The following is a 12,359-nucleotide window of genomic DNA, read 5'->3' as shown; positions in this document are numbered from 1 at the left end:
ACTAGCAAATTTCTTTTCAAGACTTAAACTTACGTAATGATTAAGTGGTAAGGTGGTGGAGATTGATGCATGAGTAATTTAGTTTTGTGGGGCCATCATGTTGATGAATATAAAGAAATGTTTGACTTGTCTGATGATAATTTTACGGGCAGATTGCTCGAATACGGCAGTGGTCCCAGTGCTGTTAATGCTAAGTTAACATACGACCAAAAACAATGCATTAGTTGTGACCCATTCTTTGCTCTCGATAAAGCAACATTGATGTCAAAAACCACACTCATTTTTGCTAATATGGTCGACGATCTCACTAAAGAACAAGATCATTTTAATTTTAGCGTCTATGGAAATTTAGATGGACTTATTCAAAAAAGACGCTTAGGGATGAAACGTTTTTTTGATGATTATTTGCTCGGTAAACAAGAAAAACGCTACTTACCATTGCAAGAAATTAACTTACCTTTTGCCGATTTTTATTTTGATTTAGCCTTAAGCTCTCATTATTTATTTGCCGATTTAGAAAATCAAGACGTTGATTTTCAAGTAAAAGCTATTAAGGAATTAGCAAGAGTTGCTAAAGAAGTGCGAATTTTTCCGCTCATTAATCGCGACGGCCAACCATCAGCCTTTTTAGGCCCAGTCTTACTGCAGTTACAGCAAGATAATTATGGTATTGAAGTCAAAAGCGTTATTTACAATTTACAGCCTAAAGGCAATGCGATGTTGCGTGTTTGGGCACAGCAATGCACGCTTTAGAAATTTTGATTGATTTTTTATTCATTTAAGTTAAATTGGGCATTATTTTACTAACGGGCTTTTTATGTATTCTCTTATTCGGCCATTACTTTTTAAATTAGAGGCAGAAAAAGCACATGAATTTACTTTAAAAGCGCTACACTATTTACCTAATTTTTTGTTTAAAAAGGTGCACTATTCAAGCCCTATTTCTGCCATGGGTTTGCAATTTAAACACCCTATTGGTTTGGCAGCGGGATTAGACAAAAATGGCGAACATTTAGATGCGTTAAACAAATTAGGATTTTCATTTATTGAGGTAGGTACTGTGACACCTAGGCCCCAGGCTGGCAACCCTAAGCCGCGCCTGTTTAGATTGCCTGCTAAACAAACTATTATTAATCGTATGGGTTTTAATAATAAAGGGGTAGAGGCGTTAATTGCTAATATTCGGCAAAGCCAATACCAAGGTATATTAGGCATTAATATTGGTAAAAACAAAGATACCTCACTGAATGAGGCCGTCAATGATTATGTTTATTGCTTACAAAAAACTTACCGCTATGCCTCATATATCACGATTAATATTTCCTCGCCCAATACCCCTGATCTAAGGCAATTACAGCAACAGGATTATTTAGATAATTTATTAAAAAAATTAACAGAAACGCAACAAAAACTTACCGATACCTATCAACGCCAAGTGCCCTTAGTCCTTAAGATATCGCCTGATGAACAGGACGAGGTATTAAAGCAAATGGCTGAGGCTGCTATAAAACATAACATTGCTGGTATTATCGCCACCAACACCACGTGCTCACGCGTAAGCGTCGAAGGCATACCACACAGTAAAGAGCAAGGCGGCTTAAGCGGTGAGCCGCTGCTAGAACGCTCAACTGCTTGCCTGAAAGTCTTAAAAAGCATCGTAGGCTCAGATATTACCCTCATTGGCGTTGGTGGTATTAAAGATGTTCATTCTGCCAAGCTAAAGCTAGAAGCTGGCGCTGATTTATTACAAGTTTATACGGGATTGATTTATCAGGGGCCAAGTTTAATTCCTAAGCTCATTTATAGTCTAAAATCATTGAACTATAAAAATGTTCCTTAATTGATTTTTTCTAAGCCATGATTTAGGGATTTTTCAGTAACAAATAGCTTAAATTTATTGATATTTGAATTAATATTAATCTTCTTAATATTAATTTAATAATTTTGTAATATAATTAACCTATGTTTTTAGGAATAGAAAAAGGCTAATTGGAAAGCAATATAAATGGGCCTCTTAATCTATCCCTAAGCTAATCTAGTTTGGATGTATTATATTATGGTTATGGTAACCTGGAAAGAAGTTATATTAGCATCATTTGTTAAAGTCTATCCACCAGATGGATTTGATCCTATCAGTGTGCAGTTTAATGGTAGACCCCTTTTATTAGATGAATTATTACCTTTGATAGCTCAGGAAAGGCAGGAGATGAAACCTGCTTATACCCATTTCCATTTAACTGATGAAGAACAAGCTCAAGGAGAGCAAAAGCAATTTAAAGAAAAATATTACGATAGCCCAATTACACATGTAACAACATTTTTAGGCTTACCAAATCAGTGTCCTACAGGTGTGTCTCAATCTTGGTCGAACATAGCTAAAAACTTCATTGGTTGGCAAGATAATAAAACGACTGGAAGAATGGCGTACAATATCGCTAAGATGCCGCTTGTAGTGCCATGGAATTTAACTATGGCTGTGCTTAAAACAGCTCTTAATATAGTCAAGCTTGGAACAGAATTCTTACCTCGGGCAATTGCAGATTCATGCTCTAAGGGAAGGAGGTACGCAAGCGACAAGCTCAAAGGCAAGAATTTAAGTACTGGTGCTAAGGTCGGCTATGGTGCATTATATGGTTTAGCTATCTTAGGGCAAATAGTTTCTGAATGCGTATACTTTGCCGGTCAAGCATTGACTTCACCTATTAAGGGTGTTCGTTCAGCTTGGAAATTAGGAGAAAAAATAGCAGGCAAGGGTATTGGTGGTAAATTATTAGGCGGCGTATTAGCAACCTTAAGTATCGCTGTGACTGTCACTGCTTATGCATTCCTTTGGCCGCTGGCTGTTAAAACACTGGGTCCAGTTATTTTAAGTAAAATGCCAACGGTAATTAGTCATGCGATAAATGTGGTTGTAAACGCCATTTCACCATTAATGTCTACTGTGGGCAATTACTTGATGCCAATTTTTGGTAAAGCGTTTAGTGCAATGGGTATGACGGTCGCACCTGCTGCTGTTGGCGCTGCTGCCGTTGCAGGCGCTGCGTTGACTACGGTAGGTACTACGATAAGTCGGTTTGTTTTTGACCCATTGAAAAATTGGTGGAATAAGAGTGCCAGAGAAAAATTAGAAACAAAACCTTTAAATACTGCCTCTAAGAGAGTTGTAAGTTCTAAAGAAGCTTCCATTTCTTCTGATGATGAGCAAAAACATGATGATGATCAAAAACAAGTGGGTCATGTGCCAGTAGTTCAGGATCCTCCAAGAGCTTCTCGCAAGGATGGCCAGCCACAAAACATACTAGCTTCTATTTCTCGTGGTGCTCACGATCAAGCGCTCCATAATAACATGGCTCCTGAGATAGGAAATCATAGTGAGAGTGAAGCAGATTCTGATCTAGAAGAAACAGTGGTTATTAATCTTAAAGTTTCTGCACCGATAGATATACCTGAGAGGGATTCCTCTGCAAATCAAGTTGAAGTGGATTCCTCTACAAGCCAGGATGAAATTAAGCATGGTTTTGGTACGGGAGCACGGTCACAAGCAAGTCCTGTTTCTATTATTAATCATAGTTTTCTATTAAGAGGACAAAACAATAGTGCTCCAACAGGTATTTCTATAAAGGGAGAGAAAGTGCAAGACCTTCAAGTAGGGTCCGCTCCCAAGTAGTTTAGTTAAATGCAGTATCACCTTATTCGAGTAGCTAACTTGTTTAGCTACTCTTTTAATTTAAACTAATCCCATAAATTCATCTATAAATCCAGAGATAAAGATGCAAGCGTTATCTTAAAATTAAATTCTGCAAGCACTTCCGTTTTTGTATCCTCTAGCTCGTGAGTTAATGCTTTTAATTTGCTGGATCCAGCTTTTCTCTTAGGCTATCTAATTGACTCACTCGTTGCATGCTCTTAGTTCCAGAGCTAGCTAAGGTAGTAAATCAATCAATTTAAGTAAATTTAAACCTATAAATTATCGTTTTGATTTTATTATTAGACACTTCGTTTCAAAATAATGTCGATTATACCTTGAGTACTAAATTTTAATACCATTAAAAAATGGTTAATAAACAATCTAACTGTTCATAAATTATTAACAATTAAGCGCTACAATATATATAGGTTTAAAAGATAAAGCTAAGAGAATCTTTCTGATGGGTGGTAAAAAATTTAAAGGTAATTACAATCAAGCTGTAAATGCTTTGCCTAAAAGCGTACCTAGGGAATTATTTAATGGCGACAATTCCGCGGGCTCAGATCCTATAAGTATAGATCTGCACAGAGGAGGATTATTATTTGTCAATTCCAATGGAAAAACTTGGGGTGATTTTGAGAATGCTTGGCTGGCTGTCGATCGTTCAAGCTATGTTCAAGGCGATATAGTTGCCCAGAACAAGTGTTCATATTTTAAAGATCTCATAATTGACGGAATAATTAACCCACCTAGTATCTCAAAAGATCCATACTATAGAAATGAACAAGTCATTGATTACTTACAATTATCTCCAAAAGGAAAACATATAAGTATCGCGTTTGCATATTGTGATGATGAGGGTAATTATTGCGGGGTAGCTTTAGAAACTTCTACGGCAGATCCTAATTATTGGATAGCTTCTGTTAGTAGGAAGACCACAGAGCCACGGAAAGACCATGATGAAACTATTTTGATGAATTTTGGTGAGGAAGAAATCAATGAAGATTTGTTAGGTGGTAGCTATATATTAGGTGGTTTATTGGGAGATGGTAGTAAGTCATCAATTAGCTCAGCTAGTGATGATTTACGAGAAGCATTAAATTCAGTATTTATAGCAAATCTATTAAAAGACATATTCAATGAAGATAATTCTATTAATGTAGAAAAATTAGCTAAATTACAGGAACTCTTACCTCAAGTTAATAATTTAACTGACGAAGCTAGGGCTCAACTCGAAGTTGATTCATTTTTTGATAAAGCTAGAAGATTTTTAACTAAGAATCGTAAAATTATTGGCCCCCTAGGTGGTGCAGCTCTAGGTAGTATTATTGGTGCTATCGTAGGCTCCGTAGTACCGGTCGTTGGTACAGCAATTGGTGCTGCTTTTGGTGCTGCTATTGGTGGTGGGTTGGGTGTTTCCGGTGCAGGTCTCTATGACTTATACAGGAAACAAGCTGCTGTAGGTACAATACTGACCACTGTAGGTAGCGCAGGCTTAGGGGCTGGGGTGGGTGCCGTATTGGGTACCTTTATTTTCCCAGGAATTGGTACAGGCATAGGAGCCGCTATCGGCGCGGGTGTCGGTGCTGCTGTGAGTCTAGCTGGTACAGGTATATATAATATATGGCAAAAAAACCGTGCCACGGGTACAGCACTTACTACTGTAGGTAGTGCAGGCATTGGTGCTGGCGTAGGTGCCCTTTTAGGTACTGTGGCTTTTCCTGGAGTAGGTACTGCCATAGGTGCGGCAATCGGCGCAGGTGTAGGGGCCTCAGTTAGCTTAGCAGGTACGGGTCTTTATAATGCATTCACCAACTATCCTAAAATCGGAACCGCACTTACGACATTAGGTAGCACGGGTATAGGCATGGCAGTTGGCGCTCTTTTAGGAACGATTATTCCTATCCCTGGAATTGGCACTCTTGTTGGTATGGGAATCGGCGCAGGCGTGGGTGCGGCTATTCCAGTTCTTACCGGTTTAGCTGTAGCCGGAGTACAAAAATTTAATGCTTGGCGGGCTAGTAGAAAAGTAGCTGAAAATCCGGCGCCGGCCTTGCCTATAAATAATGAATCAGGAGCAGGAGAGCCTAAGGCGGTAGCTAAGGGACAAGAATCTGATCTAGAAGAAGTACGTAGCGCTGATTTAGGAGCGCCTTCTAACTCACAACCTGCTGGAGTAAGTCCTGCTTTAACTAGGCTATCAAGCAGTGCCCCTACTAGTGATAATACACAAAAGGAAAGGTTAACAGGAAGTACTGATAATAAATATCATGGTTTTGATAGAACATGGCCAAAACCAAAAGAAACAACCAATGTTTCAGATTTAGTAAGTACACGAAAGAGAGCAGGATCGCTAGGAAGTGTTGACCCTAGAGCTCAAGATGATAATCTTTCTGATACTGACGACCTCACTTACAGCTCTTAAGAGCAGTACTAACTTTACTTAAGTAGCTAAATTACTTAGCTACTCTTTTATTTAAAGTAAACCTTATAAGCATATTCTATAAACCGAGAGATGAAGGGGCAGGTGTTATCTTAAAATTAAATTCTGCAAGCACTTCTGTTCTTTTATCCTCTAACTCTTTAGTTAACGCCTTTAATTTTACTGGATCAGGTTTTTCTTTTAGGTTATCTAGTTGACTGACTAATTGTGTGCTTTTAGTTTCAGAAGTGGCGAACGCGCGGGGCTTATTGAGAAAGCGTTGAATAACTTCATGATTAAGCGTATCTAATTGTTGTGTATTGCCAAGGCTTAAGCCTTGGGCGGCATTATAGAGAAGTTGATTTTTAATGGCTTTTTCAATATGGCTGATTAGGGAAGGCGCCAGAGGGCTCGGTTTAGCAAAAAATGAGTTTGTATGATTGCTTAAGCCACCGAAGGTTGAGCTCTTTAGGATATGTTCATAAAACTTAAACAATTCGCTATTGTCATTAATGTTAAGTGCCGCATAGCTAATGATGCCCGCTAAAACGCGATAGGCTGATACATCATTTAATTGCTCTAGACTTCTTATGGTTATGTCTAACATGGTTAGGATTTTATCGGTGTCTGAGCTATCAGTCAGTATGGTTTGATGCAGCTTGTGCATCAGTTTAATAGCCTCTTCGTCTTTTAAACCTTGGCACTGGGGCAGGGCGTTATAAATGTAAGCCACTAAATCATTAACCGGTTTTGAATAGTGATTAGCATAATCAGCCAATTGCTGCACTAAGTTATGGCTGAAAATAGCTTGACAAGCTTGCGGCTCACTTTGAACATAGCGCTTAGCTTCGGCTAGTAACTTTTCCCCTTTTTTACGCGTATTAACAATCGCTCTATCTAATTCGCCTAATTTTTTACTGTCTTTTCTCGTTGCAATCGTTTCATTTTGTTGCTTGCTTAAGCTGTCTAGAAGAGAATGACTTTGGCTTAGCCTAAAAATGGGTGATAAGGCAGGTGGAATATCAGCTCTGGCAAGGGTGCGATAATCGCTGTCGCCTACTGCTTTTTTCAAGTGTGGAAACACATTAGTTCGTGATAAAAATGAGAGATGATCAACGACAAAAATGCCACAACTAACCCAGTCTGTTTGAATCATGTTAGCCACTTTCTTTTTAGGGGTTGGCGCAAAAGGACCATCGCTGGGTACATCAATATAATAGATGTAACTTGAATCGAAGAGTTTTGCCTGATCAAGGCCTATCGCATAGGCTTGAAAAAACTTTCTACTGCGGGAGTCCATAACTGAATCTAAATTAAATGCCGCAATCCCACGACTGGTAATAACATTGTCCACACAGGTCCAATGCCCATCAATTAGCACTGCCAGTTGAAACCGTAAGCCCACTGGAAGCTTGTCATGATTTTTTTTAAGAAAGTCGATTAAGGTGGCAAATTCAGGTTGGTCTGAAAAAGAATAATCAGGTTTATCTTCTGGTAACTTATACTCAGTAACCAGGTAATTAAACGGAACTAAGTTTCCTTTTTCAATCCGTTGGGTCGCTTTTATATGAAGCACCGTTTTCATCACATCTAAGGGCCATACAATGCCTTTAATATCATCGCGATAAAAGGCGTTTAAATTAAATTTTGTAGTATCAATTTGGCGTGATATATCCTTTGCTGTGCTTATTAAAGGCGCATCAGGTTGGCTTAGGCTGGCGTTTGAAGCCATGCTAGTATTTGGCGCTTTTTCTTGGCTGGCAGGTTTAATTTCGTCTGATTCTCTCATATTAATAACTGGTCAAATTGCTCTTATTATATTCTAGTTTAAAAAATAAAAAGCATTTAGGCAACGGATTATTTTTTATATGAAACTAGGAAATAAGTGAATGGGGCAGAGTAGTGTTTGCTAGAAGTCGGCTGGTTATTTAAATATTATTCCCGCGAGTGCGGGAATAATATTAGAAAGTATTAGTTGGCTTGAACTTATTGCTTGAATAAAGCGCCAGTTTGGCAAGTTGCATTAATAGGTGAGTTAAACGGATCATAGCTTCCGTAATTCGGGCCAAAGAAAGCTAAATAACCTGGTGTGGTTTTAGTAACCCAATCAGGTTTTTTGTTAATTAGTAATCTGTCTTTGTCTAATACTTTAACGTCACTAAATACGCCTTTATCTACAATCACTTTAGTCAAGTCAATGCCAGTAGCACTAAAGTTTAAGATAATTGGTGCTTTATCAGCATAAACATCATAACCTAACCAATAGCTACCTGAACCTTGTTTACGTTGTGATACACAAGATTGCACCGGATCAGTGGTTTTTTCTACTTGAATATAGCCGTTAGTAATAGTGCTACTAATAGGCACATAAATCATATTGTCTGTAGCTGATCGAATTGGTTCAATCGTTTTATTATCAGAGCTTAAAACCCCTATTTTAGATGAGAACTGGTTACCAGGATTGACTAATTGTGCCAGTGTATAAGCCCAATTTTCAGGTCTAGCTGTATCATCAGTTAACACTAAAGGCGTGCTTGGGAAGAGGTAGTCTTTTCCAGCATTGTCAATGAGGCGTAACTGTATTTTATCACCTGATTTTAACGTCGAATCAAGTGTCGCTCTGCCCACCATTTTCCAAGTGGCAGCGACAGCAGGTACATGGGTAAATTGAGTGCTAACACGATTGGTTACTTGCCCTTGTTGGATGGTTAGATTAACAGTTACTTTCTGTTGCGCATTGACATTGGCAATAAGTAAACGCGCCTTAGCACTTTGGCTATTTTGTAACTGATAAGGTGTTTGATTTTCCGCGTCAATTGACCAATTATAAGTTAAATTAGTGCCTTGTGAGCGGCTACCATCTAACTGTATCTCAGTAGGACCTGTTATCTGTGCAGGCAAAGGACTAATCACAGCTTTGATAGTGCCAGGATTAGTATCAGGTGAAAAGACTACGTCTATACAAGAGTGAAAGCGCTCATAGGTATAGCTGTTTCGGCCCCATTCACCATAAATGACTGCGCGATTCGCACGTGCAGGTACATTACATGTGGTAATGAATTTGTTATTGGCTTTGTCAGGAACGACATTTGGATTAGCATTAGGCGATTGATCATTGTACTTGAGATGACAAAAAGGTGTAGCTTCAAAATCATTCCAAGTTAATTCTTTATTGGGATCAAATTGAAAGTCAGGTTTGGTAATCCAATAAGCAAACTCCTCAGTATCACCAAAATGATTACCCCAGGAAATATTCCAAGTAAATTTTTGCTGACCACCGTTGATAAGAGTAGTTGGCCAATCATTGGCTCTATCCCAAGGCGTCCTGCCACCACTCCACATTTCTGAGCCAAACCCACAAACATACTTAGGCAACTGATCGATAGGTTTGGTTGAGCGGCCAATGGTATGAGTTAAGACAGCCATGAAGTTGTAAACGCTATTATCTAGCGTACCATCTTCTTTGGTCATAATAGGCCGGCATTTCTCGTGAGTCATTTTATCTTTAAAAATTTCATCAGGTTTACTTTCTACACCACAAAATTGTTCGCGTGAGGGTGGGCTTTCAATGACGCCATGGGCAAAAGGTGCCGTAGAAAGTAAGACTAAGGATAGATAGGTAAAAAAGATAAGGCTGGTTCGTTTAAAGTATTGCATATTTTAAGTCCATGTAAAAAATATCGAAATTTCTTTATAAACGAAATTTTTTAGCAATTCAAATATTTTAGTAAAATGATCCTAGTTAGGATCTTATTAATTTTAAATTAATTTATATTTTACTTGATTTCATCATGGGTTTTCAGGCGTAATATAAATTACGCAATAATTTCTTTTTGACCTATTTTGAATAATCAGCAAGTGATTTTCACTTGCTGGTATTTTTTTATAAATTTTTTAACTCAATTCATAAGGAAAATGATTATGAGATATCATCTAGGGGGTTTAGGCCCTTTAATCCTATTAACTCAGAGCGTGATGGCCTCAGTGACGCAACCTGCGCATGTGCCAACGGTGGCTGCTCAGCCTACCACGTGCATCACATCACAGTTTACGGCTGCTGGGGATAGATATTGGAAAAATGTTACGCTTAAGCTAACCAATAATTGTAATAGGGCCGTTGATTTCGAAAATACCACGGTTACCTTTAAAAACACTGCAGCATTAAATACTAATTTCTGGGGCGATTTTTCACCTCTACCTTACCCGGACGCACCGCTTAACATCACTTCGCAGCCGCAATCTGACGGTACTCACCTAGCAACACTTGCTATGCATTTTAAAGCTTATCCTGGCACGACAACGCTTTTACCTGCCGGCAGTTCAATCCAAATTAAATATGGTGTTAGCGCTGATACGCATGTCGACGGCTCTGTTAACGTCTATGTAGGTGGTGATAATCCTAGTGAGACAGGCAGCTTACAATTAAAAAATGCATCAACTAAGCCAACGAATGTTAGCCAAACTTATGCACTAGTTCATTTAACTCTAAATGGGCAGAAAGTCAGTGATGTGCAACTACCGTGGAATACAACAGTAACAGTGCCTAATTTAGCTCCAGGCAGTTATGCTATATCACCACAAGCTGTTTCTGATAGCTCTGGAAATTCGTATCAAGGTACTGCAGCACCTAGTACAGTCACGATTACAGCAGGTCAGCAAGCGTCAGCTACCGTTACTTATAGCATGGTGCAACAAGAGGGTAAAATTGCTATTAAAGTGCAAAGTTTGCCTAGCGAAATAACAGGTTATACAGGTAGACCGGCAGTTTTAGTAAGAGAAGGTCAGTCTGGTAGTACAGTATCACAAACAGTTGCTTGGAATACTACGACTACTGTTAGTCAGTTGAAAGTAGGCAGTACTTATACATTTTCTACGGATACAATTAGCTACAATGGTTATACGTGTACGCCAAGTTTTAACCCCGCTAGTTTAACAGCGAGTGCTACAGCGCCTACAACTAATTTAACCTATAAGTGTGTGCAAGTAGCGCAAGATACCGTTACTTTAAATGTAACAGGTGCTCCAACCACACTTACGTCATTAAGGGTAACGCTAACGCCTAATAATAATACCGCGCCCGTAACGACTACGGTTAGTTTAACTAATGGCAGTGGTTCAAGAACAGTGTCCTTAACGGATGGCGTTATTTATACGTTGTCGTCTGATCCTGTGAGTGGTTACTCGGTTAAATTTACACCGCAACCTTTAACAGCTACTCCTAATGCAACAGTTGCTATAGCGCTAACTAAGCAAGGTACAGGCACGCCTGTGGCAGTAAATGGCCAGTTAACTGTTTGTGGAACAAAGTTATGTAATGAGCATGGCGATGCCATTCAATTGAAGGGCATGAGTTCACATGGGCTGCAATGGTTTAGCCAATGCATGACACCTGCTGCATTAGATGCTTTAGTTAATAGCTTTAAATCGAATGTGATACGGATTGCTCTGTATGTGCAAGAAGGTGGTTATGAAACCAATCCTACGCAATTTACTCAGCAAGTAAGCCGTTTAATCGATGAGATAACTAATCGGGGTGTTTATGTAATAGTCGATTGGCATATCTTAAATCCTGGCGATCCTAATTATAATTTAGACCGCGCTAAGCGATTTTTTACTGATATTGCGACTGCTCATAAGAGCAAAAACAATATTATCTATGAAATTGCCAATGAACCTAATGGTGTAAGTTGGACAGCAATTAAAACCTATGCTGATCAAATTATTCCTGTGATTCGCGCAATTGACTCTAAAGCACCTATTATAGTAGGTACAAGAGGATGGAGTTCGTTAGGTGTGTCTGATGGCAGTAGTTATCAGGAAATTGTTAGTAATCCAGTGAATTTCCCGAATATTATGTACGCCTTCCACTTCTATGCCGCATCGCATCGAGACAATTATTTAAGTGCTCTTGATAGTGCATCGAATGTTTTACCCATTTTCGTTACTGAATTTGGTACACAAACGTTCAGTGGTGACGGTGAAAATGATTTTGCTATGTCAGATAGATACATGCAATTGATGGCAAGCAAGAAAATAGGCTGGGCGAACTGGAATCATTCCGACGATTTCCGTTCAGGCGCGATTTGGACTCCTGGTACTTGCTCAAGCAATGTCTGGACAGATGATCGCTTAAAACCCGCTGGTACTTATATTAAAAATAAAATCCAAACGCCTTAACACCTCTATACACCTAAACGACATCTCTGTGTCGTTTAGGTAGCTATACAAATATTACTCTGTAGCCTGGGT

7 protein-coding genes are annotated in these 12,359 nt (G+C 38.9%); 5 read left to right on the top strand and 2 right to left on the bottom strand.

The features are described from left to right. The first annotated feature begins 69 nt into the window (after positions 1-69). The 4 genes from DYE47_RS10590 to DYE47_RS10575 all read left to right on the top strand — a co-directional run bounded on the left by DYE47_RS10590 (position 70) and on the right by DYE47_RS10575 (position 6,113). Positions 70-753: a class I SAM-dependent methyltransferase gene (locus DYE47_RS10590; RefSeq protein WP_115303241.1), complete on the top strand. Its 684-nt coding sequence runs from the start codon at positions 70-72 to the stop codon at positions 751-753. Between the two features lie 64 nt (positions 754-817). After that, positions 818-1,840: a quinone-dependent dihydroorotate dehydrogenase gene (locus tag DYE47_RS10585; RefSeq protein ID WP_115303240.1), complete on the top strand. Its 1,023-nt coding sequence runs from the start codon at positions 818-820 to the stop codon at positions 1,838-1,840. Between the two features lie 216 nt (positions 1,841-2,056). Continuing rightward, positions 2,057-3,667: a hypothetical protein gene (locus DYE47_RS10580; protein ID WP_115303239.1), complete on the top strand. Its 1,611-nt coding sequence runs from the start codon at positions 2,057-2,059 to the stop codon at positions 3,665-3,667. Positions 3,668-4,148: 481 nt separating this feature from the next. Then, entirely contained in the window at positions 4,149-6,113 is a 1,965-nt protein-coding gene (locus DYE47_RS10575) for a hypothetical protein (protein WP_115303238.1), read from the top strand. Between the two features lie 76 nt (positions 6,114-6,189). On the opposite strand, the gene DYE47_RS10570 is transcribed toward DYE47_RS10575, so the two are convergent. Continuing rightward, positions 6,190-7,899, bottom strand: a complete 1,710-nt coding sequence (locus tag DYE47_RS10570; protein WP_115303237.1) for a hypothetical protein — start codon at positions 7,897-7,899, stop codon at positions 6,190-6,192. Positions 7,900-8,096: 197 nt separating this feature from the next. Further along, positions 8,097-9,767, bottom strand: coding sequence for a lytic polysaccharide monooxygenase (locus DYE47_RS10565; protein ID WP_115303236.1), 1,671 nt, complete (start codon positions 9,765-9,767; stop codon positions 8,097-8,099). Positions 9,768-10,031: 264 nt separating this feature from the next. On the opposite strand from DYE47_RS10565, the gene DYE47_RS10560 reads away from it, so the two are divergent. Beyond that, positions 10,032-12,287 (top strand): cellulase family glycosylhydrolase, encoded by a 2,256-nt coding sequence (locus DYE47_RS10560; RefSeq protein WP_207385183.1) that lies wholly within the window; start codon positions 10,032-10,034, stop codon positions 12,285-12,287. Positions 12,288-12,359 lie beyond the last annotated feature (72 nt).

Origin of the sequence: Legionella beliardensis, assembly GCF_900452395.1 — a bacterium.
GTDB lineage: Bacteria > Pseudomonadota > Gammaproteobacteria > Legionellales > Legionellaceae > Legionella_C > Legionella_C beliardensis.
The sequence above is the reverse complement of the archived record's forward strand: the minus strand, read 5'-3'. Positions and strand labels throughout refer to the sequence as shown.

What these genes read in the sequence shown, in the direction of transcription:
- DYE47_RS10590 (WP_115303241.1), top strand. Translation starts at nt 70, where the DNA reads ATGAGTAATTTAGTTTTGTGGGGCCATCATGTTGATGAATATAAAGAA.
- DYE47_RS10585 (WP_115303240.1), top strand. Translation starts at nt 818, where the DNA reads ATGTATTCTCTTATTCGGCCATTACTTTTTAAATTAGAGGCAGAAAAA.
- DYE47_RS10580 (WP_115303239.1), top strand. Translation starts at nt 2,057, where the DNA reads ATGGTTATGGTAACCTGGAAAGAAGTTATATTAGCATCATTTGTTAAA.
- DYE47_RS10575 (WP_115303238.1), top strand. Translation starts at nt 4,149, where the DNA reads ATGGGTGGTAAAAAATTTAAAGGTAATTACAATCAAGCTGTAAATGCT.
- DYE47_RS10570 (WP_115303237.1), bottom strand. Translation starts at nt 7,899, where the DNA reads ATGAGAGAATCAGACGAAATTAAACCTGCCAGCCAAGAAAAAGCGCCA.
- DYE47_RS10565 (WP_115303236.1), bottom strand. Translation starts at nt 9,767, where the DNA reads ATGCAATACTTTAAACGAACCAGCCTTATCTTTTTTACCTATCTATCC.
- DYE47_RS10560 (WP_207385183.1), top strand. Translation starts at nt 10,032, where the DNA reads ATGAGATATCATCTAGGGGGTTTAGGCCCTTTAATCCTATTAACTCAG.